Consider the following 25,553-nt stretch of genomic DNA (forward strand, 5'->3'; position numbering starts at 1 on the left):
CGCACAACCTGCTCGGGCGTATGCCGCTTCCTCTTGCTCGTCATGATCTACCCAGTCTCCCTGCCCGCAACCGCGAACGACAAGACAACTCCCAGAACCCCTGGCCCTAATCACTGGGGTCAACCCACCATCTTCTTCGTTGTCATGGTCTTCGCCTTGGCCTACGGCCCGATCATCTTCATCTTCGGCGGCGCCGCGCTCGCCATGGAGGACTACGACAGGCATGCCATGAGGAGTGCCGGGATATCTTTCTCCTGGAGTGCATCGCCGCCCTCCTCGCCGCTACCTCACCCTTCGTCCTGGCAGTCTGCATGTTCATCGCCGCACGCCGCAACGACCTACGTCAGGTGAAGGTGGTACTCGTCCTCTTCACCCTGGTGACCGTGCTCACCCTGGTCGGCATGGTGGTCTGGTTCCTCACCGACGGTTCGAACACCTCACCTGCCGTCCTCCTCGTGGTGGCTCCCGAATGCGCCGTCGTCATTCTTGGCTGGATCGGCTGGACGCGCACGGGGCACTCGTCCGCAACAGCCCCGGACCGGTCGCCCCACCAGATGTCGCAACCGTTCCCCACCGCGCCCCCGGCCCAGAGCCACGGGCCCGTGCCCCACCACGACCAGCCCCAGACGTTCCCACCGACCTCACCGTGGCAGGGGCAGGAGTCACCATGGCAGGGGCCGGGGCGGATGAGCTGAGGCTCGGCGAGAGGAACGGCACCAGGCATCCTCGCCGCAGCACGATCAGCGCGGGACGCCCTCGACCGCGCCCGCCCCGGCAGGAGATGAGACGGCCTGCGGGCTGAGTCGTCATGCCGAGCACCTGGACGGGCCGGAGCACGGTCTTGGCCGGGCGCGTCTGCGACCCGTAGTCTCGACACCATGACCTGGAACAACCCCACCCCGGCAGGAAACGCCACACTGGCCAAGGGAGCCGCGATCGCAGCCCTGGTCTGTCACGGTCTCGGCCTCGCGCTGTTCGCGCTCTTCGCGTCCGCCCTCTCGTCGCTTCTCCTCTCCGTGGCATCCCTGCCCACCTATCCCGAGGGTTACACCTCGGCTGGTCTTCCCAGTGATGTGTCGGCTGCTCTCACGGTCATGCTCGTCCTCTTCCTCATCGTCCTCGCCGCGCCCGTCGCGCTGGCGATCTGGATGCTCGTCGCAGCGCATCGCGGCCGTTCCGGGCAGGTGCTCGCCGCACTCATCCTCTACTCCACTCCCTTCGTCCTTCTCCTGCTCGCAGGAATGGTCGTAGCCGTCACGAACGACCAGGTGAACGCGCTCCCCAGCCTCTATTCCGGTGGTCTGCCCGACGCCATCATCATCGTCATCGGCTGGGTCGGCTGGTGGCAGATGACGCACCCGCCCGCGGTGCCCGCAGCCGGCCAGTCCCTGTACCAAGTGCCGCAGCCAGGCCCCTACGCCCCACCGGTCCAGCAGTACCCGCCCACGTCGTACCCCGGCTCGGCCCCTACGCCGCCATGGCAGGGACCGTACCCATACGACCAGGGGCAGGGTTCACCCTGGCAGGGGCAGAACCCTCCGTGGCAGGGCCAGGGGCGGATGGGTTGACGGCGGCCCCGGGGGCCCGCAGCAGGCCGCACGGCGGCGAGAAGGCCGGCGATGCCGCCGTCGAACCCGGTGACCTGCTCGGGGACGAACGGCTCACCCATGGCCACCGCGACGCACCCGGCCTGCGGTTTACTGGCGACGCGTTCCAAGACCGGACGCCTGATGCGCCGGCTGCGCCACCCGGCACCGGGTCCGGTGGCCGGCGGGCCGCTCAAGGGGCTTCAGCGCTCATGCCGAGGTCCGTCCCGGCGAATCGTCACCACAGACGCCCCACCCTCGTCGAGGAACCGTTCGGGCATGCCGCGGTCCCGGGCCGGGGTGCTCCAGCGCCCGCCCGCGACGTCGATGACCACACCGGCCACCACGCAGGCCAGCGTCGGGACGATCCAGCCCGTCTCGTCGTTCCACAGCCCGGTACGGGCCAGCAGGGCGCTGGGTGCGGTGACGCCGAGGGAGCTCAGCGCCGAGACCAGGCCCAGCAGCCCGGCGCAGACCGAGCCCCACCGGTAGGCGGCACGCAGGTGGCCGGGGGCCAGCGCGTCGACGAGGGTGACCGCCACGAGCGTGATGGCGACCGGGTACAGCAGCAGGGTGACGGGTGAGACGATCGTCACGATCAGGTCGAGCCCCAGGTTCGCCAGGCAGAACCCGACCAGGGTGCCCGCCACGAGCTGTGTGCCGAAGCCCGCCCGCGGCCACTGCGCCGAGGCATAGCTCGACCATGCGCTGAGCAGGCCGGTCGAGGTGGTGAGGCAGGCGAGGACGACCACGGCGGCGAAGAACAGGGCGAAGAGCATGAGCCCGGTCGTGGTGACGTGACCGGCGGAGTTGGTCTGGGCAGGCACGAGGATCTTTCGTCTGGTGCGGCGGCGTGGTCGGGACCCGTACACAGTAGACGAGGAGGCAACCCTGCCCGCATCAGCGGCTGGCACGATGGCTGATTCACTACGGGCAGGGCATTACAGGGTCGTGCCCGTGCGCTGCTCGAGAATGCCGATGAGCCGGCCCTGGAAGCCGGGGTCGAGGGCCGCCGGGTGCGGCGCGCCGGCGCGGCGGTGGCGCCAGTAGCCGCCCGTGCGCGGCCTGATGTCGGTCTCGGGTGCGGTGGCGAGCCATTCCTGAGTGCGGTGCCCGGCAGTGAGGTCGTCGGGGGCGCCAGGACCACCCATCCTCGTGGGCACCCAGCCGGGATCGACGGCGTGGACGAGTGTCCCGGCATGGCTGCCGGCGAGGGCCATGGCGAACGCCGTGACGCACAACTTGCTCGTGCTGTACGAGCTCAACTCGAAGTCCTCGGCGTCGATCCCGACATCACCGTCGCGGTGCATCGAGCTGGACGTGACGATGATGCGTCCGGGCAGCGGCATGTGCGCGGTGAGCAGATAGGGGGCCACCGCGTTGACGGCCATGACGTCCCGCCCGCTCATGACACCGGCGTTGTGGATGACCGCGTCGAGGTGGCCGAGGGCGCCCGCCTGTTCGGCGACCGCCCTCACCTGGCCTGGGTCGAACAGGTCGCGGTCGGTGAGCCGGTCGGTGCTGCGCAGGTGCAGCACCACGTCGTGCCCCGCGTCAGCCAGGGACTCCGCAATGAGCCGTCCCAGTCCCGAGGACGCCCCTGTCACCATCACCAGTGCCACAATTGGGCTCCTCTCGTCATGGGACCAGCCTGTCACCGCCGACGGAGCACGGCGAGCACTTCGTTGAGCGCCTCGGTGCTGGATGGGTGGGTCCAGATGCCGTCGCGCAGTTGGGTGGCCGTGACGCCGGCGCGCATGGCCAGGGCGACGAGGTTGATGACCTCCTGGGCGTCCGTGCAGAAGATGGTGGCGCCAAGTAGCAGGTCGGTGTCGGGGTCGACGAGCACCTTGATGAGGCCGTGGGTCTCGCCGAGGATCTTCGGGCGGGGCATGGCGGCGATGTCGGCGACGTTCTTGAAGGCCACCAGGTGAGCGATGCCCCGCCTGCGGGCCTCGCGCTCGCTCAGGCCGACCTGGGCCAAGGGCGGGGTGATGAAGACGGTGTTCGGCACGGCCGATCGGTCAGCGGTGGTGCGGGAGCCGTCGCCGGCGAGCTGGCTGGCGAGGATGCGGTAGTCGTCCAGCGAGATGTAGGTGAACTGCGGTCCCCCGTTGACGTCGCCTGCCGCCCAGACGCCGGGCGCGGACGTGGCGAGGCGCTCGTCGACGACGATGAAGCCGCGCTCGTCGGTGGCGACTCCTGCGGCACCCAGGTTGAGGGCCGCGGTCTCAGGTTTGCGTCCGGTGGCGACCAGGACGGCCTCCGCGTCGACTCGGCCGACCGCCGTGTCCACGCCGGTCGGGTCGATGGACTCGACGGCCGCGCCGGTGAGGATCCGCACGCCACGGTCGGTCAGGGTGGCGACGACGGCCTCACGCACGTCGTCGTCCAGGCCGGCGCCGAACTGGGCCGAGCGCTCGAGGACGGTGACCCGTGAGCCGAACGCGGCGAACATTGAGGCGAACTCCATGGCGATGAAGCCGCCGCCGATGATGGCGAACCGTTCCGGAAGAGCAGCGATGTGCTGGATGGACTGCGAGGTGTGCACGGTCGGCCCGTCGATGCCCGGCAGATCGGGCAGCAGTGGGCTGCTGCCGGTGTTGATGACGATCTGGTCGGCCGTGATCTCGAGGGTCTCGTCACCGCCACGCACCCGGACCCGGCGCGGCCCGATGAACCAGGCCTCGCCGCTGATGAGCGTGACGGCCTCGACCGTCTCGAGCATGGCGCGGTTGGCGGCACGGAGCCTGGTGACGAGGGAGTCGCGCGAGGCGATGGCCTGGCGCAGGTAGGCGGCCGGTTCGGCGCCGGCGCGGTGCTCGGCGGAGTCGATGAGGTCCTTGGTGGGCACGCAGGCCACGTTGATGCAGGAGCCGCCAATGAAGGCGTCATCGCGTTCGACGAGGACGACCCGCCGGCCCCGTGAGCCGAGGTCCCTGGCCAGGGTCTTGCCCGCCTTGCCCCAGCCGATGACGAGCAGGTCGGTGTCCAGGGTCTGGGTCGTGTCGCTGAGTCCGGTCATGACGACAAGGGTATGTACTCTCGTCCGCCGCACCAGGGGCCCGGCTGCGCGGTGAGCGGACACGGCCGGACCGGCTCCTCACCGAGGACGACCCTACAGCCCGAGCAGTGGCTCGACCCGGTCGGCCAGGATCGGGGCCATCGTGAGGGCGTACGGGCCGCTGATGTGGTTGTCGTCGAGGTAGACGTAGACGTTGCCGATGATCGTGTAGCACTCGCCGTCGATGCAGTACAGGTCGGTCGGGTCGACCTGGTGGAACTGCGGGATCATGAGCAGATCGACAGCGGGGTCGACCTGCGCCAGGTGGTGGCTCTGCTGGAAGGAGCATCCGCCGAACGGCGTGTCGCTCGGGCGCTCGCTCGAGCACTCGTAGAGGTCCTGGTTCGAGCGCGGGTTGTCGCGGAAGCCGATGACGACGACACCCAGCGAGGAGAGCTGCTCGACCATTTCCTTCACGCCCGGTCGCAGTGTCTCGTCCGGGGAATCGGGGACGGCCGCCGTCGTGCTGAGCATGACGACATCGGGCGGGTCCTCGGTGAGCATGTCCAGCACGACCTCGTTCCGGAGCCGGCAGTCGCCCTCGTAGTACTCGGGCTGCCCGAACGAGCAGCCGCCCATCAGGTACTGGCTCAGCTCGAAGTCGTGACGGCTGGCCAGGGTGAGGGCGACCGGGGTGATCATCTGCTCGATGTGGGAGTCCCCGACGATGACGACCCTGGGTCTGCCCTGGTTGCTGGCCGGCATCGAGCTGCACAGCGTCTGCGTCTCGCCGAAGAGCTCCTGCTGGCCCGGCGGGCAGGGCTCGGGAAGGTCGGGTATCCAGCTCTCGCCGACGGCGAGCGGCCCCGGGATCGGCTCGGCGGTGTAGTCCACCGGGCCCTGTTCGAGGGTCGCCTCCGCCCCGGTGTGGTCCGGGTCGCCGGCGCCGTCCAGGGCCGACGACAGCTGAGCCGCACGGCTCCGATCGAGGACCACGTCGACGCTGACGAGGGGGACGAGGCCGACCGCGAGCGAGACGAGGACGACCATGGTCTTCTTGAGCACGACGCGCCCGGTACGGGGAAAGCGCTGGGCCGGCCCGTCGACGAACCTGGTCATGAACCAGGCGAACAGCAGCGAGGCGGCGATCAGGATCACGCCGCCGCGCAGACCGAGCTTCGCGCGGTCGAACTGGGCCATGAAGAGCACGAAGACGGGCCAGTGGATCAGATAGACGCTGTACGACATGTCACCCAACGCCACCAACGGACGCCACGACAACAACCGCTGAACCGAACCCGCCACCGGAGCCGCATCAGCCAGCAGAATCACACTCACCGACACCATCGGCACCGCAGCCATCGGCCCCGGATAACGCCCGATCGACACCACACAATAAACAACCAGCGTCACGAACCCAGCCCACGACAACACCCGCGCCACCACACCACGCGGCCTGATCCACGGCGCAGCAGCCGCAACAGCCGAACCCAACGCGAACTCCCACACCCTGGCCCGCGTATCGAAGTAGACGGCTCGCCCGGATCGGTTGTCAGGAGCCAGCCGAGGGACAGCACGGCCAGTAGGGCGAATGCCACGAGGACGACCTTGCGGGGCCTGACACCCACCACCCTGGCCAACACCACACACCCAGCCATGAGCAACGGCCACGCCAAGAACACCTGCCCCTGCATCGACATCGACCACAAGTGCTGCAACGGCGACGCCACACCCCGATTCGCCGCGAAGTAGTCAGCACTCACCTCCGCCAACCGCCAGTTCTGCCAATACGTCACAGACGCAATACCCTGAGTGATCAACTCACCCCACCGAGTCCGCGGCAACACCACCATCGACACCGCCACGGTCACCAGAACAGTCGCCACCAACGGCGGCAACAAACGCTTGAACGTATTCACCCACCGCTCAACAAAGAACGGCATCCGACCCCGCTCCGTCCGCCGCACGAACGAACTCGTCATCAAATACGCCGAGATCATGATGAAGGCATCCACACCAATCGGCGAACCAACCGACCACGCATGATAAACCAACACCTGCATCATGCAGACAGCACGCAACCCCTGAATATCCATACGACGGGGTCGGCCACTCGCCCCCGCGGTGTCTGCGGGCGTCGTCGTATCAACCCCTGCGTCAGAGCTCATCGTCTGGTGCACCTACTCCACTGATCGATCGGCCAGGACGCGCCGAGCAGCCGATGGAGCGTGGACCTGGGGGGTGGGTCTGGGACATGCCCGGCTGAGACGCAAATCTAGCGGATTTCCCTCGCAGGCCCCACATTTCGGCGACCCTCCGCATGCAGCACCGGTTCAGGACAGGTCGAGCGCCGCGTCGACGCGATCCGCCAGCTCAGGGGCCATGGCCCGTGAGTAGGTGCCGTTGATGTGGTTGTTGTCCATGTAGACGTAGACGTTGCCGATGATCGTGTAGCACTCGCCGTCGATGCAGTACAGGTCGGTCGGGTCGATCTCGACGAAACCGGGGATCGCGGTGAACTCCTCGGCCGGGTCGGACTCGGCCAGGTACTGGTACTGGTCGAAGACGCAGCCTCCGGCGACCGAGTCCGCCGGCCGCTCGCTGGAGCACTCGTACAAGTCGCTACTCGAACGCGGGTTGTCCCGCACGCCGATGACGATGATCCCGAGGTCGGTGAGGTACTCGATGGCGGCCTGCACGCCGGGGCGCTGGATCTCGCCGGGCCAGTCCTGCATCGTCTGGGTGGACTGCACCATGACGATGTCCGGCGGGTCCTCGGTGAGCAGGTCGAGCACGACCTCGTTGCGCCGCACGCAGTCGTCGCGGTAGGCGTCCCAGATGCCGAAGGCGCACGACCCGGTGAGATAGGCGGCGACCTGCCAGTCGTGGCGCTCGGCGAGCTCGGTCGCCAGCGGGATGATCGTCTGCTGGGCGTGGGAGTCCCCGACGACGACGACCCTGGGCGCCTCCTCGTAGGATCCGGACAACACAGAGCAGTTGGTCTTGGTCCCGGCGAGGAACTCGTCGTGCTCGGGCGGGCAGGGCTCGGGCAGGTCGGGCACCCAGCTCTCGTGGACGGCTAGCGGGCCGGGGATCGGCTCGGCGGTGTAGTCCACCGGTTCAGACGTGCCCAGGACGACCGGTCCGGGGAAGCGGGGGTCACCGGGAGCCGCCGCGACGACGGCACGCTCCTCGGCCCGGCGGCTGTCGAGCACTGCCTCGGTGCCGTACAGCGGCCCGAGACCGGTGGCCAGGCTGGCCACGACGATGAGGGTCTTCTTCGCGACGATCCTGCCGCCGCGCGGATGCTCCTGGGCGGGGCCGTCGACGAAGCGCCGCATGAGCCACGCGAGCCCGAGCGACAGGGCGATCGCCCCCAGCGACTCCGGGGCGCCGAGCTGTGAGCGGCCGAGGGCCGCCATCGTCAGCACGAAGACGGGCCAGTGGATCAGATAGACGCTGTACGACATGTCACCCAACGCCACCAACGGACGCCACGACAACAACCGCTGAACCGAACCCGCCACCGGAGCCGCATCAGCCAGCAGAATCACACTCACCGACACCATCGGCACCGCAGCCATCGGCCCCGGATAACGCCCGATCGACACCACACAATAAACAACCAGCGTCACGAACCCAGCCCACGACAACACCCGCGCCACCACACCACGCGGCCTGATCCACGGCGCAGCAGCCGCAACAGCCGAACCCAACGCGAACTCCCACACCCTGGCCCGCGTATCGAAGTAGACGGCACGCCCGCGAGGCGCGACGGCGAGCAGCCAGTACAGCGACGCCGCGGCGGCCAGGAGGAAAGCGGTGAGGACGACCTTGCGGGGCCTGACACCCACCACCCTGGCCAACACCACACACCCAGCCATGAGCAACGGCCACGCCAAGAACACCTGCCCCTGCATCGACATCGACCACAAGTGCTGCAACGGCGACGCCACACCCCGATTCGCCGCGAAGTAGTCAGCACTCACCTCCGCCAACCGCCAGTTCTGCCAATACGTCACAGACGCAATACCCTGAGTGATCAACTCACCCCACCGAGTCCGCGGCAACACCACCATCGACACCGCCACGGTCACCAGAACAGTCGCCACCAACGGCGGCAACAAACGCTTGAACGTATTCACCCACCGCTCAACAAAGAACGGCATCCGACCCCGCTCCGTCCGCCGCACGAACGAACTCGTCATCAAATACGCCGAGATCATGATGAAGGCATCCACACCAATCGGCGAACCAACCGACCACGCATGATAAACCAACACCTGCATCATGCAGACAGCACGCAACCCCTGAATATCCATACGACGAGACCCGCCGGGGGTGTTCTGCGCAGGCGCGCCTGCGGGCAGGGCGACGGAACTGTGAGCCACTCGATGCGCCTATCTCTTCGGGAATGATCGGCTGCCTCACGGGCGCCGCACAGCGCATCAGATGGTGACACTGCTTGGATGCCCGAGCCATTTTACCGGACGGATCGGCGCCGAGCCGGGTTGTTGCCGTATCCGGGACCGCCCGGGGCGGGACCGATGCGCCCGGGAAGGGCCGAACGGTTCAGGCCAGGTGCTCGAAGGGGCCTTCGCCGGGACGCCAGGAGCCCCACCGACTGTCCCCCACCCGCAGGCTCGCGATCTCGACGACGGCCTCGTCACGGCCGGGGTTGATGTGGATCTCGCCGTTGTCCAAGCCGATGCGCAGGCCGTCACCGCTGCGCCCGGACGTGGCGATGACCTCGTGGCCCCCGAGCCTGCGGAAGGCGTCGGCGTAGCCGAGGTCCTCGTCGCGCCAGAGGCGCCCCGCGTGGAAGACCTGAGGGAACACCTCGATGTTCATGGTGGCCTCGTCGAACTGGAGCTGCACGTAGTCATCGAGGACGAACGAGACCGAGACGAGCCGGTCGCCGACGAGACGGCCGAGCAGCTCGCCGGAGGCGCGGGGCCCCCGCCGTCTGCTCACGGGGGTCCACCAGTGCGTAGGCTCCACGGCAGGTTCAGAAGACCTTGAGGCCCTTGGCGCGGAAGACGTCGCGGGTCGCCTCGAGCTGGTCCCGTGTCGGGGCCGGGGTGTTCTCGAGCTTGTAGTCCAGGCCCAGGGCACGCCACTTGTCGCGGCCCATCTGGTGGAAGCCGAGCACTTCGGTCCGGGTGACGTTCGGCCATCTCGCGACGATGTCGGCCACCTTGGCCACGTTGGCGGGGTCGTGGGTGAGGCCGGGGACGTCGACGAACCGGGCCCACACCTCGGTTCCCCTGGCGGCCAGCCGGTCCCCGAAGGCCAGGGTGGGCGCCAGGTCCCGGCCCGTGACCTCCTCGTAGAGGCCGGGGTCGCCGGCCTTCACGTCGAGCAGCACCAGGTCGATGTCCTCGAGCATCTCGTCGGTGCACGAGGCGCCGAGGAAACCGGATGTGTCGATGCAGGTGTGGATGCCCATCTGCTTGGCGCCGTGCAGCAGCCGCGCCGCGAAGGGGGCCTGCATGAGCACCTCGCCGCCGGACAGGGTGAGGCCACCGCCGGTGGCGCTGAAGACGCCCCGGTACCGGCCGACCCGTTTGAGCATGTCCTCCACGCTCACCAGCTGGCCCTTGGCCATGAAGAAGGTGTCGGGGTTGTGGCAGTACTGGCAGCGCAGCGGGCAGCCGGCGAAGAAGACCGTCATGCGGGTGCCGGGGCCGTCGACGGCCGTGACGAGTTCCCACGAGTGGATCGAGCCGACGCTGCCCTCGTGCATCGCCTCCAGGCGAGCGCCGCGGGGCAGGTCCTCGGTGGTGATCCCATCGAGGCCTGCCCCGTGAAGACGCCGGGTCGGGGACTTGAAGGAGTTGTCCCCGACCGGCGCCACCGTGTCAGCCGTCATCGACTGTGGCGATGTCAGGCCGACTGGTGGAAGGTACGGCTCAGCACGTCGAGCTGCTGCTCCTTGGTGAGCTTGACGAAGTTCACCGCGTAGCCGGAGACGCGAACGGTGAGGTTCGGGTACTTCTCGGGGTGCTCGACGGCGTCCTCGAGGGTCTCGCGGTTCAGCACGTTGATGTTGGCGTGGTAGAGGCCATCGGTCGCGCCGGACTCCTCACGGTTGGCCTTCATGTCGGCGACGCGCTCGGCGTAGGTCTTGACGGACATGTTGTTGTCTCCTTGGTTCTCGGGTATCGGGGTCGTCAGTACTCGTTGCAGTCGTTGGGCAGGAAGCCGGCGTCGAGGATGCCGACCAGGTTGCTGACCTGCTCCTCCTTGTCGCGGCCGAGCCCGGTGGGGGTGATGGTGTTCGTCAGCGAGATGCCGTCGAGCGCATCGTTGTAGTCCAGCTTGCCCACCGACAGCATGGAGGCGACCATGCCGTGGGTGTCCATGCCGTTCTCCGGGTTCGCTCCGGGCGCGAAGGGCGTGCCCTTCTGGTGGCCGGAGGGGAAGGAGCCGGTGGCCTTGCCGTAGACGACGTTCGAGGTGATCGTCAGCACGGACTGGGTCGGGATGGCGTCGCGGTAGAGCTCGATCTCGCGGATCTTGCTCATGATCGTGTGGACGACGGTCGAGGCGATCTCGTCGGCGCGGTCGTCGTCGTTGCCGTACTTGGGGAAGTCGCCCTCGGTGATGTAGTCGACCACGAGGCCGGTCTCGTCGCGCACGGGGGTCACCGTGGCGTACTTGATGGCGGACAGCGAGTCGGCGACGATCGACAGGCCGGCGATGCCGCAGCCGAGGGTGCGCACGATGTCGGAGTCGTGCAGGGCCATCTCGATGGACTCGTAGGCGTAGCGGTCGTGGCAGTAGTGGATGATGTTGAGGGCCTCGACGTAGGTGCCGACGACCCAGTCGAGCATCTTCTCGTAGCGGTCCCAGACGTCGTCGAAGTCGAGCGGGCCGTCGCCGGAGACGGGCTCGAAGCCGTCGGCGATGAGCTTGCCGCTCATCTCGTCGCGGCCGCCGTTGATGGCGTAGAGCAGGGCCTTGGCCGAGTTCACGCGGGCGCCGAAGAACTGCATCTGCTTGCCGACCCGCATCGGGGACACGCAGCAGGCGATGGCCGCGTCGTCGCCCCAGTGGGCGCGGATGTCCTTGTCGGACTCGTACTGGATGGCGCTGGTCTCGATCGAGATGGCGGCGCAGAAGTCCTTGTAGCCCTTGGGGAGGCTCTTGTCCCAGAAGATCGTGATGTTCGGCTCGGGGGCCGGGCCGAGGTTGCGCAGCGTCTGGAGCAGCCGGAAGGAGGTCTTGGTGACCATGGCGCGCCCGTCGTCGCCGAAGCCGGCGTCGGACCAGGTGGCCCAGTAGGGGTCGCCGGAGAAGATCTGGTCGTAGTCGATGGTGCGCAGGAAGCGCACGATGCGCAGTTTCAGGACGATCGCGTCGATCATCTCCTGGGCCTCGGACTCGGTGATGAGACCGGCCTTGAGGTCACGCTCGAAGTAGCAGTCGAGGAAGGCGGACAGCCGGCCGATCGACATGGCGGCGCCGTCCTGGGACTTCACCGAGGCCAGGTAGCCGAAGTAGGTCCACTGGACGGCCTCCTTGGCGTTCTTGGCGGGCCCGGAGATGTCGAAGCCGTAGCCGGCGGCCATCTTCTTGAGCTTCTTGAGGGCCTTGATCTGCTCGGCGTGCTCCTCGCGGTAGCGGGCCCAGTGCTCGCTGAAGGGCTGGTCGGCGACCTTGTCCTTGTCGGCCTGCTTCCACTCGATGAGCTTGTCGACGCCGTAGAGGGCGACGCGGCGGTAGTCGCCGATGATACGGCCGCGGCCGTAGGCGTCGGGCAGGCCGGTGATGATGTGGGAGCTGCGGGCGGCGCGGATGCGCGGGGTGTAGATGTCGAAGACGGCCTCGTTGTGCGTCTTGCGGTACTTGGTGAAGATCTCCTTGATTCGGGGGTCGACCTCCTTGCCGGCCTCCCCGATGGCGGTCTCGACCATGCGCCAGCCGCCGTTCGGCATCATGGCGCGCTTGAGGGGCACGTCGGTCTGCAGGCCGACGATCACGTCGTCGTCCTCGCTGATGTAGCCGGGACCGAAGGCGTCCACATCGTTCGGGGTGTGGGTGTCGACGTCGTAGACGCGGCGCTTGCGCTCCTCGCTCAGGTAGTTCTTCTCAAGGTGGTCCCACACGCGGAGGGTCTTCTCCGTGGGGCCTTCGAGGAAGGAGGCGTCTCCTTCATAGGGGGTGTAGTTGCGCTGGATGAAGTCGCGCACGTCGATGGCCTCAGTCCAGGGGCCGGTGACGAAATCGCGCCAGGGATTCTCGGCCTGAACTGTGCCTGCTTCAGCGATGGTCACGGATTGCCTTTCTGTTGGTCCAGTACGCCTGGGGGATCTTCCCTCGGCCATACCTGTGCCGCGGTGCACCAAGTCAGTATGACATTTTTGGTGGTCCTACCGGTACTTCCTGCAGCACTGCGTTCAGGCTAGGCTTCGCCATGTCCACTTGGCCATCCGATGCCATCCCTTGACTGTTCGCTACGAGTGAGACAGCCCTGCCACCGCCCATGGCTGAGCCGCCGGATACGGTCTCCCGGTAGCCTCGCAGCGGACCCGGTGTGAGGAGCAGGCATGAAGGTCTTCGAGCTGGCCGCGGTGGCGCTGCTGCGCGACCACGAGGTGCTCAACGTGCGCAAACGCGGGACCTGCCACGTCATCCTGCCGGGTGGCAAGGTCGAACCCGGTGAGAGCACGCTCGACACGGCGCTGCGCGAGGCGGCCGAGGAGCTCGGCCTCGACCTCGATCCGGCGTCCCTCGAACTGCTCGGCGACTTCCGCTCGGCACCTGCGAACGACGACGCGGACGAGATCCACTGCACCGTCTACGTCGCGGACTGGCCGGACGGGGCCCAGGCTCGCACCGACCACGAGATCGCCGCGTACGAGTGGACCGACCTGCTCGACTGCGCGGACGACCCTCGCCAGGCACCGCTGCTCATCGACCACGTCATCCCGGCGCTGCGTCGTGCCGGCCGCATCTGACCAGGGTGATCGCCCGGCCGACGGGAGGTCACGATGACCTTCTCATGACCCGTCGCACCGGCAGCTAACCCGCGCCCCACCCCATCGCTTCGAGCGGCCGGGGCGCCTTACTAGACTCGCTGCATGAGCAACGACGCCCTGATCGGCAAGGACGCGAAGCCCACCCGAGACGGAACCGTTCTGTGCGTGGACGGCGGACAGACCGGCACCCGTACCCAGCTGAGACGAGACGGTGAGGTCATCGCGGAAACGTCTCATCCCGGGGTCGTGAACGACCGACCGCAGATCCCCCAGCTGGCCGGGTACATCCTCGAGGCGCTGCGCACCTACGATGAGCCCTGCCCCACCGTCTCGGTGGGTTCCTCGGGGCTGACCGATGACGCGGACCCGACCGAACTGCTCTCGCTGGTCCGGGACGCCGGCGTCAGCCACGTCCTCCTGGCCCATGACTCGACGACGAGTTATCTGTGCGCGATCGGGGACCAGCCGGGCGCCGTCGTGGCCGCCGGGACCGGGGTCGTCACGCTCGCCGTGGGGCGGACCAGTGTGGCCCGCGTGGATGGCTGGGGCTATCTGCTGGGCGACGCCGGCTCGGGCTACTGGATCGGACGGGCGGCGCTCGACGCCGTCATGCGCGCCCACGACGGACGCGGGCCCGCCACGGCGCTGAGCGAATGTGTCGAGCGGGACTTCCCCGATCTGGAGAAGGCATACCTGGAGTTGCAGGCGGACGAGCACAAGGTGAGGAGGATCGCCTCGTACGCCAAGACGGTCTCGGAGCTGGCCGGCACCGACCGGATCGCGAGGTCGATCAGCGAGGCCGCCGCCGACGAACTGACCGCCTCGGCACTGGCCGGGCTGCACCGCGTAGGCCAGGACGAGCGTCCCGACCCGGCGGTGGGCATGCTCGGTCAGGTCTTCCGCAACACGGTGCTGCGCGAGCGCTTCGAACAGCTCATCGGTGAGCGTTTCAGCCAGGCGAGGATCATCGACGCCTGCGGCAATGGCCTGGGAGGCTGCTTCACGATGTCACACCTGGCCCCCGACTCGGCCCTGCGGCAGCGGGTGCACGAGGCGTATGCGTGACCCGGCGAGCGGCGGCACCGGCACACGGCGGTCCTCGCATGAGGCGCTGAACCATGGATCGTCATCGGAGCGCTGACCACAGCAACTGCCTCATGGCTTGTACCCTGTGGCCATGAAATCAGCAGCTGAGGGCCTTTCCGGCTTCAACCCCTTGTCTGCTCACGGATTGCGCGACGAGGTGTACGACGCCATATTGGAAGTGCTCCTCGCTGGGCAGCTTCCCCCGGCCTCTCCCCTGTCGATCGATGGGCTCGCCAAGTCGATGTCGGTGTCACAGACCCCGGTCCGGGAGGCATTGGCGCGCCTGGAGCACACCGGCCTGGTCACGCGTGAGGCGCACCGTGGATACCGGGTCGCCCCGCCCATGTCCCGTGAGCAGATCGCCGAACTCGTCGACGCCCGCCTCGTCCTGGAGCCGAGCGCCCTGCACCGTGCCATGCAACGCGATCCCGAAACGTTGCTCCAATCGCTCAATGCGGCTTTTGCCACCCACAAGCAGTGGGCGGCCAGGATGGCCGAACCGCACGCCCTGGAGGATCCGGCTCTCGTCAAGCGCTATTTCGAATCAGACTGGATGTTCCATCAGGCGATCCTCGATCACTGCGGCAACCGCTACCTGAGCAGGGCGGTGAACTCGTTGTCGTTCAGCGTGCACCGGATGCGCCAGACCCTGGGGACGCAGGTCAGTGACGCCTCGTTCGCGATCGAGGAGCACTCCGCGATCCTCGACGCCGTTGCCACCGGTGACCCGGATGCCGCGGCCGACGCGATGACCGAGCACCTCCGCAAGGTCCTCGACCGCTGCATGTCAGATGCTCCGGCCGAATCCTGACCGGAAGCCCGCACGCCGGCCCGCCCTTGCGTAACCAGTTGAGTCCCGAAGGGCTTCATTTCCATGACGGGGCCAGGCCGACGCTCGGAAAGCCTGGCCCCGTCATTGTTCACCCTCGGTTTCGAGGATCACTACGTACTCGTGTCGCTCAACGCCCGTTGCGCAGAAGAGCGGCCCTTGACGGCCTTGGCGACCATGGTGCCGGCAGCCCCCAGGAACAGGACCCCGGACAGGAACAGCATGCCTGCCGTCGTCGTACCGGTGGACTGGGCGATGATCCCCACGACGTATGGGCCGACGAAACCACCCAGATTGCCGAAGCTGTTGATGGCCGCGATGCCGACCGCGGCAGTGGCTCCGATCACGTACAGGGTGGGCAGCGCCCAGAAGACTCCGGCGATCGAGTACAGGCAGAAGGCCGCGAGTGACAGGCACGCCAGCTGGGCGAGCGGCGAGCTGACCAGCGCCGAGGCACCGATACCCACGGCGGCGCCGGCGAAGATGACGGCCAGCGGGATCCAGTTCTCACGGAAACGCGCCGCCCACCGCGAGGTGATCCAGATACCGATGAGCGCGAAGATGTACGGCACGGCTGTGAGCAGGCCGGTCTGCATGTCGCTGCCCGCGAATTTGCTGACCACCTGCGGCAACCAGTAGGACAGTCCGTACACGCCCACGGTGGAGGGGAAGAACAGCACGGCGAACAGGAGCACGTTCTTGTCCAGAAGGGCCTTGAACGGGTTCTTGTGATCGGCCTGGCCGAGTTCCTGCCGGTCCTTCTCCAGTTCGGCGTCGATCCAGGCGGCTTCTTCCTCGGTGATCCACGGGGCGGTGTGCGGGCTGTCGTGCAGGAGACGCAGCGTCGGGATCGCGAGCAGCACGGCCGCACCGCCCACGACGACGAACAGCCACTGCCAGCCGACCATGCCGAGACCGGTCACGCCGAGCAGCCAACCGGCCAGCGGACTCATGATGAGGAACGCCAGCGGAGCCGCCATGACGAAAGCCCCTGTCGCCTTCGTCCTGTTGCGTTGCGGATACCACTCGGTGAGGTAGTAGAGGATGCCCGGGTAGAAACCGGCCTCGGCGGCACCGAGCAGGAACCGCAGGATGTAGAACGAAATGGGTCCCTGCGCGGCAGCCATCAGTGCTGTGATCAGGCCCCATGTCACGAGAATACGAGCGAACCAGCGCCTGGGCCCGACCCTGGGCAGGATCCAGTTGCTGGGGACCTCGAACAGGAAGTAGGCCAGGAAGAACAGGCCGGCACCGAAGCCATAGGCCGCCGCGTCGATACCGATGTCGGTCTGCATGTGCAGCTGAGCGAACCCGACGGCCGAGCGGTCCACGTACGCGGCCGTGTACAGGACCATGACGAACGGGATGATGCGCAAGGTGATCTTGCGCGTCAGTGCCTTCTCGAAGTCCACGATCATCACTCCTGCCGATGTAACGCCTCGGACTGATCAGAATCCTTGACCGTGGCCCCCTCGGGAGCGGGGCCGAGTTCGGCAAGAAGCTCTGACATGCGTGCGTACGCCTTGTTGCGGTAGGCGATCAGAGCGGCCTTGGTCTCGTCGTCGAAGTCCCCGGTGATCCCCTTGCCGTTCTTGACACCCAGGCGGCCGGCTGCGACCGCGTCGGAGAGCATCTTCGGGGTGGCGAGCCGCGGCCCGTAGGCGTCCTCGAAGGTCTTGAAGCAGTTGGCGTAGACATCCAGACCTGCCTGATCCGCGATGGCGAAGGGCCCGAAGAACCCCAGACGGAAACCGAAGGTGGTCCGCACGATGATGTCGACGTCCTCGGGCGTTGCGACGCCTTCCTCGACACACGCAGTCGCCTCCTTGAGCAGGGCGTACTGCAGACGGTTCAGCACCATGCCGGGCCGGTCAGCCACCTGGGCCCCCTGCCGACCGCACCTGCTCAGCACGTCCTTGACGAGGGCGATGGTCTCAGGGGTTGTCGCCTCACCCACGACGAGCTCCACTCCGGGGATGAACGGCGCAGGATTGGAGAAGTGCACCGTCATGAAACGTTCCGGGTGCTCAACGGCCGGCACCAGGACGTGCACCGGGATGGTCGACGTGTTCGTCCCGATGATGGCGTCAGGACGCGCATGCTTCGAGATGCGCTCAAGGACGGGCATCTTGACGTCCGGTCTCTCGAAGACCGCCTCCTCGATGAAATCGGCGTCCCTGACCGCCTCCTCGATCGTCGTGCCGCAGACGAGGTTCGACGTGATGATCTCGACGCTGCCCGGCTTGTAAAGTCCTTGGTCCTCAAAGTCCTGGGCCTCGGAGAGCAGCCGGGAGAACTGCTTCTTCGTCAGTTCGGGATCACTGTCGACGACCGTGACCTTCATGCCGGCCAGAGCGAGGCTCTGTGCGATGCCGCCGCCCATGTACCCGGCGCCGACAACGGTCACACTGTTGATTGTTTGCATGAAAACTCCTTGTCAATTGGTTGTCACGTACTCAACTCGGCCATTGGTCGTCACCGCCCTTGCGACAAGTCACGGTCGACAACCCACGATGGGCTTGGGCGACGCCCACAGCACGCATCGAAACAATTGCTTGCAGCACTCACACCCGTCATCCTTGACGGCAAAGCGCTTGTATTATTAATCTGTCAGCTCGTCGGTGCGACGAAACATTGCCAGCCGATCAGCGGCACCGACGCCGAACACCTGATCTGTGCAGGAAACCTGGCAGCTCAGAGCACCAGCTTCGGAACCGAGTCCACACTCCGATGAAACCGGGACGGTCGCTGCACCAAGCACCCTCATGACTCTGCTTGCTCAAAACCTGCCGCAGCAGCCGCCTCGGGCCTGTCATCCCTTGCCAGGTAGCCGAAAACCGTTGACAGGTTTACGACATCAACACTGATATCTCTCGACATGCTCTCACCCAGATTCAGTGGCAACACCCACAGCAATCGGAATCATCGCCACCAGCCTCTCAGCACATGCGATGCATCCCTTACCCTGGTCCGCAGGCGATACGGCTGGTGGCCGGCCAGCATGAAGACATCCGTACCATCACACCCCCCCCCCCGAAACACATGTTTCCGATGTGCCCCTCCGGGGTCGGGACGAATCCGATCAGTCGAGCCTCCGGGGTGTAGATGTGAATCCCATCGAATTCACAACTCCACACATTGCCCAGCTCATCGACCCGAATCCCATCGGCGATACCTGAATTGACCAGCACGAAATCGCGACCACCCTTGAGAAGTCTTCCTTCGAGTACTTTGTATACCCTGATGGAATGCGTTCCGTTCGGATTCGGATCATTGTTGGGAAGATCGATTGAGTTGTCACTGGAATAAAGCAGTGACTCATCGGGGGAAAAAGCCAGTCCGTTCGGCATCTCAACATCGAGGATTACTGGATCTATTTTCTGGGCGACCGGATCAAACCGAAACACCCAATGATCACCGTACTCCAGCTCGCCTTCATAGCCCTCCCCAGGGCGACGGATCCCGTACGATGGATCAGAGAACCAGATGGTTCCATCGGACTTGACGACGACGTCATTAGGGGAGTTGAATCGACGCCCCTGCCACTCACCGACGATCTCAGAGGTGACACCATCATGCACCATCTCAACTGATCGTCTCCCGTGCGAGCACTGGATTATCTCGCCGTTCAGGCCGGTGGTTCGCCCATTCGTATATTCACAGTTCTCCTGCCAAACAGTGATCTTGTTGGTTTCCTCACTCCATTGCAGAATCCGGTTCCCGTGAATATCACTGAACAACAGGATACCTTCTTCCCGCACCCACGCGGGACCTTCAGCCCATCCAGCAGTCACCGTACCATCACCCAGCACCTCAGGCGCTTCGCTCAGTATTAGTCGTGCATCATCCTTGATCATCTTGATTTCCCCTAGTTCCAGTCACAACGCAGCCTTACCGCCAGGCAATATGCAAGGCGAGTTGCTGCAGGCACAGGTATCTGAAAGAGTCATCGCATTCCTACCCAACCAGCCATACACCCCAAGCATCCAGCACCTTCACCGCAGTACGGGTTCATGACGGCTGAAATGGAACGCTGCGACATGAGAGCTCCCGACAGGCCGTGCGTCACCCGAAGGAGCGCAGTGCGCCACGCAGGACCTGCCGGATGTATTCCGCGTTCTCTGCGCCGACTCCGAGCCAGTCCGAACCGTAGTGTTCGGTCATGAACGGCCCCCTGTAACCCAGTTGGATCGCCCGCCTGATCACTGCCCGATAGTTCACGACACCGTACTTGAGCGGCACCGGCGCCGACATGTAGGCGCCCGTCACGTCGTCCTCGTCGCGGATGTAGCTCTTGATGTGCCAGTAGTTCGAGACCGGGAGCAGCTTCTCGTACATCTCCTCACCCTTCGGCATGGGGCGGTGCAGCCTGATGAGGTTCCCCAGGTCCGGATTGATGCCGACTGCGGGGTGGTTCACGTCCTTGTGGAACTGGAGGGCCCCCTCGACGGTTCCAACGAAGGTGTCCTCGTACATCTCCAAGCTGATCTCCAGCCCGAGCCGCTGAGCGTGATCGGCGAGTTCCCTGACTCTTTCCACAGCGAGGTCGTACAGGGCGGGGTCATCGTGGTGGCCTTCTGCCAGCCAGAACCACAACGCCTTCTTCTGCGGCTCCGTGAGGTCCTGCTGGAAGCCGATGTTGACGATCGTGGCGCCGAGCGCGGAAGCCCTGTCGATGGTGCGGTGCACAAGGGCGAGGTTCTCGTCGCCCCGGTCCGCGTCGATGACGCTGTTCCGCCCGATCGACATGGCAGCGCAGGCCAGACCAGTCTCATCGAGCAGCACCTGGAACTGGGCGAACCGCTCCTCACTGATGTCAGCGAGGGGAATCCAGTCGTCCATGGGGTCGAAGTGTTTGAAGCCAAGCTCGGCAACCTGGAGGAGCTGGTCACGCCAGATCTCGAGCGGAGCCTCGGCGATGGGGGTGCCGTCCTCGGCAACTGGCCCGAAGTTCATCTTGCAGGCAATGGGCCATGCATCAGCTGTGTACATCTGGTCCTCTCCCGTCCGATCACCCTTGATCGGACGTCTTGGAACCATCATAGATCATATATTCTATTTGTCTATAGCTTCCGGCTTCTTCGGTGCGATGGGGGCGCACCGCAGCCAACTCAGCGCGCCACAAGCCGTGAAGCTGTGGATACGGCTCGTGCTGATGCCACGCCAGGGGCTGCTGTCGGCCCCCTCACAGGCGACTGGGTCCCCACCTCATGAAGGTGGGGACCCAGGGCTTCGGGATGCTGGTCTCTGCGGCGCCAGCGGTCAGATCACCGCGGAGTCACGGCTCGGGCCTGCGCACGGATGCTCTTCAACCGGTGCATGACCTCGTTGTCGCCCCGCCCGAAGTAGTCGTACAACCTGCTGTACTCCGCGTAGAGCAGGTCGTACTGGTCCGCGCGGGTCTCGTCGGGCAGGTAGACGCCCTCCCTCTTCGACCCCATGGCAGCCGAGGCCGCCTTGACGTCGGGATACTCGCCGGCGGCTACTGCGGCGAAGATGGCCGAGCCGAGGGCGCCGGGTTGCTCAGCAGTACCGACCGAGAGGGGGCGGCGGCAGACGTCGGCGAGGATCTGCATGAACAGACGGTTCCTGGTCAGCCCACCGGCCACGACGAGCTCCTTGATGCCGATCCCGGCCGAGACGAAGGCGTCAACGATCGTCCTGGCCCCGAAGGCGCAGGACTCGAGCAGTGCGCGGTACTGGTCCTCGGGCGTCGTGGTGAGGCTCAGGCCCAGCATGAGACCGGACAGCTGTGCGTCCATGAGGGTCGATCGGTTGCCGTTGTGCCAGTCCAGTGCCACCAGGCCGTGAGCACCGACCGGCTGATGCTCGCACTTGCGGGTGAGCAGCTCGTGCACCGGGATGCCCAGCTCGTCGGCCTCGGCCTGGTACCGGGCGGGAACGCAGCTGTCGACGAACCAGGCGAAGATGTCGCCTGCGGCGGTCTGGCCCGCCTCGAAGCCCCAGGAGCCGTCGACGATCCCTCCGTCGACGATCCCGAAGATGCCGGGCACCGGAACCGGCGCCGGCCACGAGAGCAGATAGCAGACCGACGTCCCCATGATGGCCGTCATGACACCGTCCTCGACACCCTGCACGGCGGGACCGGTGACATGGGCGTCGATGTTCCCGCTGGCCACCGCGATACCGGCCGGCAGCCCGAGCCTGGCCGCCACCTCGGGCCTCAGCCCGCCGACGTCGTGCCCGAGGGGCAGGACCGGGGCATTCATCTTCTCGTCATAGACGCTCTCCAGGCCCGGGTTCACCTGGCGCAGGAAGTCCTTGGACGGGTACCGGCCGTCCTGGAGGATGCGCTTGTAACCGGACGAACCGGCGGCGAAGGTCAGCCGACCGGTCAGGTGCCAGGTGAGCCAGTCCATGGCCTCGCAGAAGACGTCGGTGGCCGCATAGACCTCGGGAGCGCACTCCAGGGTCTCGGTGACCTTGGGCAGCAGCATCTCGGAGTTGAGCACGCCGCCGTAGCGGCTCAGCCACTCCTCGCCTCGCTCGGTGGCGACATCGACGATGCGCTTGGCCTGGTCGACGGCGCCGTGGTGCTTCCACAGCTTCACCCAGGCGTGCGGGTTGTCGGCGAACTGCGGCAGCTCACACACCGGGGTGCCGTCCGCCGTGGCCGCGACGACGGTCGCCGAGGTGACGTCCAGCCCCACGCCGATGATGTCGGTCGCCTTGACGCCCGAGGCGGCCACTGCCGCGGGCACCGTCTCGTAGAGTGCGGTGAGATAGTCGCCTGGATCCTGCAGCGCGAAGTCCGGGGGCAGCTCCTGCCCATCGGCCGCGGTCAGTCTCGTGTCCATCACGGCGTGCGGGTACTCGCAGACCGCCGTGCCGACCATCTCGCCGTCGCTGACGCGGACCACTGCCGCGCGACAGGACAGCGTACCGAAATCCAATCCCACTACGTATTTCTCAGTCATGTGTTCTCCTCGTCGAGCAGCACTGGCAGAGCCCCGGGCGGCCCGGCCACCGGGTGGTCCAGAACCGGACGGATCCGCCATCCGGCTCGTTGGCGTCAAGCCGGGCAGGACACCCGGCAGCCGGTCATTCGGCCCAGGGCCGCTGGCCCCAGAAGCCATCGGGCGCGAACAGCCTGTCGACCTGCTCGTCGAGCACGCCGAGCTCGAACAGGGCGTCGGGCAGGGTGTAGCGGCTGCGGATCATGCGGCAGCGCAGATAGGTGTCCTTGAAGCGCTGCCGGCTCAGACCGATCTGCTGCGGGTGCCAGTAGGCGCCGACCTGCTTGAGGATCGACTCGGCCCGTTCCGGCGGGATGATCTGGGCACGGGCACGCGCAGCGATCGTGGGCCACTTGTCCTTGATCAGTTCGATGCGCTCGCGCAGCTGGTCCGCGGTGAGGTACTTGTCGAGTGTCTGCTTGACGGCCGGCTCCACCATGTTTCCGGTGAACCAGGACCGCACGTAGGCCTCGGTGTCCTCACGGCTGCGCCACCCGGCGACGACCGCCTCGGTGTCGATGGCGGCCACGTCGAGGTCGACGGCGTTCTGCCACAGCGCCAGGGTGGCCAGCGTCCCCAGCCCCACCTTGAAACCGTGGGTCAGTGGCGGCTCCTGGTCCATGCCCAGGTGCTCCATCTCCCAGACGTGGGAGAAGAGGTGGCCGGCGCCGGAGGCGGGGCGGGAGCTGATGCGGTACCGCTGCATCGACAGCCCCGAGAGCACCAGGCCCTCGGCGAGGGCGACGAAGGCGCCAGGTTCGCGGTCGACCAGGCCCTGGGGCTCGCTGATGGCGGCCGCGAGCCTGCCCTGGGCGAGGTCCCAGGAGCCCTGGTCGATGGGTTCGATGCCCAGTTCGTCGGCCAGGATCCAGTCGGCGCCGGCGGGGATCTTCTCGATGAGATCACCGACGCCGGTGGCGGTGCAGCGCTGGGGCGCCTCGGCCAGGGTCGGCAGGTCGACGATGAGGCCCTGCGGTGCACGGCAGGTCAGCGTCGTCTTGAAACCGTCGACCGAGAGCGAGGCGCCGAACGCCGCGTAGCCGTCCATCGACGCCGCAGTGCACACGACGAGGTAGCGCCGCTCCAGCTCGTCGCTGGCCCTCTTCACGAGGTCGTTGAGCGTGCCCGAGCCGACGACGACGGCGTTCGCGCCGAGCGGGGCGAGGAACTCGCGCAGCAGTTCGACGTTCTCGTACTTGGCGTAGACGCTGGGGCTGCCCGGGAAGACGTACGGTTCGGCGAGCTCAACGCCGGCGTCCCTGAGCGATGCGCTCACCTGCTCCCCGGCCACCGCCCAGGTGTTCTCGTCGGCGATGACGACGCCCGCGGCCTCGCCGAAGAGTTCCCTGAACATGCGGCCGGTCTCGCCGAGCACCCCCTCGCCCATGACGACCAGGTCGGTGTCGTCGGCACTCGCGAGCGCCTGTTCGATCAGATCTGACATCCTGATCCTTTACTCCTTCATCCGATTCGTCACTGCTGCGCCTCGTGGTCCACCATGTCATGGATCATCGACCGCAGCTTGGGGTACGTGTCACAGTAGGCGTCCACGTAGAACGTGTATTCCTCGTGCAGCTCGGGATCGGGCTCCAGGACGTCGATCTCGTGCACCATCGAGGCGGCCGCCTCGGGAAGATCCTTGTACAGCCCCGCACCCACCGCGGCGAGCATGCAGGTTCCGAGCACCACCGCGTCCCCGACCTCGGTCAGGGCGATCGGCACGCCTGAGACGTCCGCGTGCATCTGCATCCAGTCACGGCTCTTGGTCGCGCCACCGCAGGCCACCATGCGGCTGACCTCGAAACCGGCGGCCTTCATGGCGCGCAGGTTGTGCGCATTCCCGTAGCAGACCGACTCCTGGATGGCGTGGTAGACGTGAGCCGGGGTGTGTGCCAGCGACAGGCCCCAGACGATGCCACGGGCCTTCGAGTCCGTGTACGGCGTGCGGTTGCCCTGGAAGTACTCATTGATGATGAGCCCGTCCGAACCGGGCCGGATGCTCCTGGACTGCTCGTTGAGCACGTCGTAGGCGTTGAGGCCGACGCGCTCGGCCGCCTGGATGACGTCACGGGCGAAATTGTCGCGGAACCATTTGAGCACCGAGCCGGTGGACACCTGCGAGCCCTCGACCGTGTACTGGCCGGGCATGACGCCGTCGGTGTAGGCGCCGAAGAAGCCCTCGCCATGGATCTCCTTGTCCGACTGGCCCGTGAGGACGTGGGAGGAGCCGGTGATGAGAGCCATCTGCCCGGGCTGCAGGACGCCCAGACCGATCTGGCCAGCCCACGCGTCGGCCATGCCCTGGGCGACCGGGATGCCGGGACGCAGCCCGAGCAGCTGGGCGGCGATGGTGCCGAGCTCACCGACCGGGGCGCCCAGGTCGAGGACGCGTTCGGGGATCTTGTCGAAGACGTCGCCGCAGCCTATGGTCTCGTAGAAGTCCTTCGGCCAGCCGCCCCTGTCGCGGTTGTGGTACATGCGGTTGGCGGCCGAGTTGATGTTGGTGGTCCACTCGCCGGTCAGCTTGTAGGTCACCCAGTCGGGCGCGTCGACCAGGTGTGCGGCCTTGGCGTAGGTCTCGGGCTCGTTCTCGCGCAGCCAGGCGGCCTTGAAGGGGTACCACTCGGCCGTCGCCGGGGAGTGGCCACCGCCGTTGTAGAGACGGGCCACCGAATCGGACAGGCCTGCTCGTTCGGCCTGCTCGGTGGCGCGCACGTCCATCCACATGATGGCAGGGCGGAGCTCCACGCCCTTGGCGTCCAGGGCAACCATCGTCAAGGTCGTGGCGTCGTAGGAGATGCCGGCGATGGCAGATGCCGGGATGCCCGAGCTGTCGAGGGCCTTGTGAGTGGAGGCCTGCAATGCCTTCCACCAGTCCTCCGGGTTCTGCTCCGCCCAGCCCGGGTGCGGGTGGGTGGTCTTGTAGGGCGTGGCGGCGAAGGTGATCGGGCGGCCCTGCAGATCGCAGATGGCCACGCGGCAGGACTCGGTGCCGTAGTCGATACCCAGCACGTAAGGGCCGTTGTCGGTCATGGGAACTCTCCTTTGAGCGCGTTGGCTTGCAGCGCTCCCCCGTTGGGAGCCTGC

Annotated in this window: 23 protein-coding genes; 6 read left to right on the plus strand and 17 right to left on the minus strand. The window is 66.6% G+C overall.

Annotation, left to right across the window (positions count from 1 at the left end; genetic code table 11):
* From D9T14_RS13920 to D9T14_RS07430, 3 genes are all read left to right on the plus strand, one after another.
* A partial coding sequence (locus tag D9T14_RS13920) for a hypothetical protein (protein ID WP_220668340.1) occupies positions 1-351 on the plus strand: 351 nt, incomplete at its 5' end.
* Positions 312-695 carry a hypothetical protein gene (locus tag D9T14_RS07425; protein ID WP_126464257.1) on the plus strand — a complete coding sequence of 128 codons (384 nt, stop codon included), beginning with the start codon at positions 312-314 and terminating at the stop codon, positions 693-695. The genes D9T14_RS13920 and D9T14_RS07425, both read left to right, overlap by 40 nt.
* 183 nt (positions 696-878) lie before the next feature.
* Complete coding sequence (locus D9T14_RS07430; RefSeq protein WP_119162918.1) at positions 879-1,568, plus strand: hypothetical protein; 690 nt, start codon at positions 879-881, stop codon at positions 1,566-1,568.
* A 221-nt stretch (positions 1,569-1,789) separates the two neighbouring features.
* Here the strand turns inward: D9T14_RS07430 and D9T14_RS07435 are convergent, their stop codons facing one another.
* The 10 genes from D9T14_RS07435 to D9T14_RS07480 form a co-directional block, all read right to left on the minus strand.
* Entirely contained in the window at positions 1,790-2,413 is a 624-nt protein-coding gene (locus D9T14_RS07435) for a branched-chain amino acid transport system II carrier protein (RefSeq protein ID WP_197720574.1), read from the minus strand.
* Between the two features lie 114 nt (positions 2,414-2,527).
* Positions 2,528-3,208: an SDR family NAD(P)-dependent oxidoreductase gene (locus tag D9T14_RS07440; protein WP_197720575.1), complete on the minus strand. Its 681-nt coding sequence runs from the start codon at positions 3,206-3,208 to the stop codon at positions 2,528-2,530.
* 32 nt (positions 3,209-3,240) lie between these two features.
* Positions 3,241-4,611, minus strand: coding sequence for a dihydrolipoyl dehydrogenase family protein (locus D9T14_RS07445; protein WP_182482086.1), 1,371 nt, complete (start codon positions 4,609-4,611; stop codon positions 3,241-3,243).
* A gap of 93 nt (positions 4,612-4,704) precedes the next feature.
* Complete coding sequence (locus tag D9T14_RS07450; RefSeq protein ID WP_259460215.1) at positions 4,705-6,099, minus strand: acyltransferase family protein; 1,395 nt, start codon at positions 6,097-6,099, stop codon at positions 4,705-4,707.
* Positions 6,000-6,758: an acyltransferase family protein gene (locus tag D9T14_RS07455; protein ID WP_147434117.1), complete on the minus strand. Its 759-nt coding sequence runs from the start codon at positions 6,756-6,758 to the stop codon at positions 6,000-6,002. Before D9T14_RS07455 ends, D9T14_RS07450 begins: the two co-directional genes overlap by 100 nt.
* A gap of 165 nt (positions 6,759-6,923) precedes the next feature.
* On the minus strand, positions 6,924-8,912 hold the full coding sequence (locus tag D9T14_RS07460; RefSeq protein WP_119162920.1) for an acyltransferase family protein: 1,989 nt from the start codon (positions 8,910-8,912) through the stop codon (positions 6,924-6,926).
* 250 nt (positions 8,913-9,162) lie between these two features.
* Positions 9,163-9,564 (minus strand): hypothetical protein, encoded by a 402-nt coding sequence (locus D9T14_RS07465; RefSeq protein WP_119161836.1) that lies wholly within the window; start codon positions 9,562-9,564, stop codon positions 9,163-9,165.
* A gap of 34 nt (positions 9,565-9,598) precedes the next feature.
* The gene (gene pflA, locus D9T14_RS07470) at positions 9,599-10,462 is read right to left on the minus strand and encodes a pyruvate formate-lyase-activating protein (protein ID WP_119161835.1); all 864 of its coding nucleotides are present in this window, start codon (positions 10,460-10,462) and stop codon (positions 9,599-9,601) included.
* A gap of 14 nt (positions 10,463-10,476) precedes the next feature.
* Positions 10,477-10,728, minus strand: coding sequence for an autonomous glycyl radical cofactor GrcA2 (gene grcA2 / locus D9T14_RS07475; protein ID WP_119161834.1), 252 nt, complete (start codon positions 10,726-10,728; stop codon positions 10,477-10,479).
* Positions 10,729-10,763: 35 nt separating this feature from the next.
* Positions 10,764-12,869, minus strand: a complete 2,106-nt coding sequence (locus D9T14_RS07480; protein ID WP_232012330.1) for a pyruvate formate lyase family protein — start codon at positions 12,867-12,869, stop codon at positions 10,764-10,766.
* A gap of 273 nt (positions 12,870-13,142) precedes the next feature.
* Here D9T14_RS07480 and D9T14_RS07485 point away from each other — a divergent pair, with 273 nt between their 5' ends.
* From D9T14_RS07485 to D9T14_RS07495, 3 genes are all read left to right on the plus strand, one after another.
* Complete coding sequence (locus D9T14_RS07485) at positions 13,143-13,553, plus strand: NUDIX hydrolase (protein ID WP_119161832.1); 411 nt, start codon at positions 13,143-13,145, stop codon at positions 13,551-13,553.
* Positions 13,554-13,676: 123 nt separating this feature from the next.
* On the plus strand, positions 13,677-14,639 hold the full coding sequence (locus D9T14_RS07490; RefSeq protein ID WP_121588180.1) for an N-acetylglucosamine kinase: 963 nt from the start codon (positions 13,677-13,679) through the stop codon (positions 14,637-14,639).
* A gap of 112 nt (positions 14,640-14,751) precedes the next feature.
* Positions 14,752-15,471: a GntR family transcriptional regulator gene (locus D9T14_RS07495; protein WP_119161847.1), complete on the plus strand. Its 720-nt coding sequence runs from the start codon at positions 14,752-14,754 to the stop codon at positions 15,469-15,471.
* Positions 15,472-15,602: 131 nt separating this feature from the next.
* Here the strand turns inward: D9T14_RS07495 and D9T14_RS07500 are convergent, their stop codons facing one another.
* The 7 genes from D9T14_RS07500 to D9T14_RS07530 all read right to left on the minus strand — a co-directional run bounded on the left by D9T14_RS07500 (position 15,603) and on the right by D9T14_RS07530 (position 25,499).
* Positions 15,603-16,907, minus strand: a complete 1,305-nt coding sequence (locus tag D9T14_RS07500) for an MFS transporter (RefSeq protein ID WP_220451979.1) — start codon at positions 16,905-16,907, stop codon at positions 15,603-15,605.
* Positions 16,907-17,914, minus strand: a complete 1,008-nt coding sequence (locus tag D9T14_RS07505) for a 3-hydroxyacyl-CoA dehydrogenase family protein (RefSeq protein WP_119161830.1) — start codon at positions 17,912-17,914, stop codon at positions 16,907-16,909. The genes D9T14_RS07500 and D9T14_RS07505 overlap by 1 nt, the downstream gene beginning before the upstream one ends.
* Positions 17,915-18,449: 535 nt before the next feature.
* Positions 18,450-19,346 carry an SMP-30/gluconolactonase/LRE family protein gene (locus D9T14_RS07510; protein ID WP_121592106.1) on the minus strand — a complete coding sequence of 299 codons (897 nt, stop codon included), beginning with the start codon at positions 19,344-19,346 and terminating at the stop codon, positions 18,450-18,452.
* Positions 19,347-19,554: 208 nt separating this feature from the next.
* Positions 19,555-20,481: a sugar phosphate isomerase/epimerase family protein gene (locus tag D9T14_RS07515; protein WP_119161828.1), complete on the minus strand. Its 927-nt coding sequence runs from the start codon at positions 20,479-20,481 to the stop codon at positions 19,555-19,557.
* A gap of 275 nt (positions 20,482-20,756) precedes the next feature.
* Entirely contained in the window at positions 20,757-22,427 is a 1,671-nt protein-coding gene (locus D9T14_RS07520; RefSeq protein WP_119161827.1) for a ribulokinase, read from the minus strand.
* 124 nt (positions 22,428-22,551) lie between these two features.
* A complete protein-coding gene (locus tag D9T14_RS07525) occupies positions 22,552-23,910 on the minus strand; it encodes a sn-glycerol-1-phosphate dehydrogenase (RefSeq protein ID WP_119161826.1) in 1,359 nt (452 codons plus the stop codon).
* Between the two features lie 29 nt (positions 23,911-23,939).
* Positions 23,940-25,499 (minus strand): FGGY-family carbohydrate kinase, encoded by a 1,560-nt coding sequence (locus D9T14_RS07530; protein ID WP_119161825.1) that lies wholly within the window; start codon positions 25,497-25,499, stop codon positions 23,940-23,942.
* Positions 25,500-25,553 lie beyond the last annotated feature (54 nt).

Origin of the sequence: Propionibacterium australiense (genome assembly GCF_003666605.1) — a bacterium.
Classification (GTDB): domain Bacteria; phylum Actinomycetota; class Actinomycetes; order Propionibacteriales; family Propionibacteriaceae; genus Propionibacterium; species Propionibacterium australiense.

Excerpts from the sequence above, each read along its gene's own strand:
- D9T14_RS07425 (WP_126464257.1), top strand. The coding sequence starts at position 312 with ATGTTCATCGCCGCACGCCGCAACGACCTACGTCAGGTGAAGGTGGTA.
- D9T14_RS07430 (WP_119162918.1), top strand. The coding sequence starts at position 879 with ATGACCTGGAACAACCCCACCCCGGCAGGAAACGCCACACTGGCCAAG.
- D9T14_RS07445 (WP_182482086.1), bottom strand. The coding sequence starts at position 4,611 with ATGACCGGACTCAGCGACACGACCCAGACCCTGGACACCGACCTGCTC.
- D9T14_RS07455 (WP_147434117.1), bottom strand. The coding sequence starts at position 6,758 with ATGAGCTCTGACGCAGGGGTTGATACGACGACGCCCGCAGACACCGCG.
- D9T14_RS07460 (WP_119162920.1), bottom strand. The coding sequence starts at position 8,912 with ATGGATATTCAGGGGTTGCGTGCTGTCTGCATGATGCAGGTGTTGGTT.
- pflA (WP_119161835.1), bottom strand. The coding sequence starts at position 10,462 with ATGACGGCTGACACGGTGGCGCCGGTCGGGGACAACTCCTTCAAGTCC.
- grcA2 (WP_119161834.1), bottom strand. The coding sequence starts at position 10,728 with ATGTCCGTCAAGACCTACGCCGAGCGCGTCGCCGACATGAAGGCCAAC.
- D9T14_RS07485 (WP_119161832.1), top strand. The coding sequence starts at position 13,143 with ATGAAGGTCTTCGAGCTGGCCGCGGTGGCGCTGCTGCGCGACCACGAG.
- D9T14_RS07490 (WP_121588180.1), top strand. The coding sequence starts at position 13,677 with ATGAGCAACGACGCCCTGATCGGCAAGGACGCGAAGCCCACCCGAGAC.
- D9T14_RS07495 (WP_119161847.1), top strand. The coding sequence starts at position 14,752 with ATGAAATCAGCAGCTGAGGGCCTTTCCGGCTTCAACCCCTTGTCTGCT.
- D9T14_RS07500 (WP_220451979.1), bottom strand. The coding sequence starts at position 16,907 with ATGATCGTGGACTTCGAGAAGGCACTGACGCGCAAGATCACCTTGCGC.
- D9T14_RS07505 (WP_119161830.1), bottom strand. The coding sequence starts at position 17,914 with ATGCAAACAATCAACAGTGTGACCGTTGTCGGCGCCGGGTACATGGGC.
- D9T14_RS07510 (WP_121592106.1), bottom strand. The coding sequence starts at position 19,346 with ATGATCAAGGATGATGCACGACTAATACTGAGCGAAGCGCCTGAGGTG.
- D9T14_RS07515 (WP_119161828.1), bottom strand. The coding sequence starts at position 20,481 with ATGTACACAGCTGATGCATGGCCCATTGCCTGCAAGATGAACTTCGGG.
- D9T14_RS07520 (WP_119161827.1), bottom strand. The coding sequence starts at position 22,427 with ATGACTGAGAAATACGTAGTGGGATTGGATTTCGGTACGCTGTCCTGT.
- D9T14_RS07525 (WP_119161826.1), bottom strand. The coding sequence starts at position 23,910 with ATGTCAGATCTGATCGAACAGGCGCTCGCGAGTGCCGACGACACCGAC.
- D9T14_RS07530 (WP_119161825.1), bottom strand. The coding sequence starts at position 25,499 with ATGACCGACAACGGCCCTTACGTGCTGGGTATCGACTACGGCACCGAG.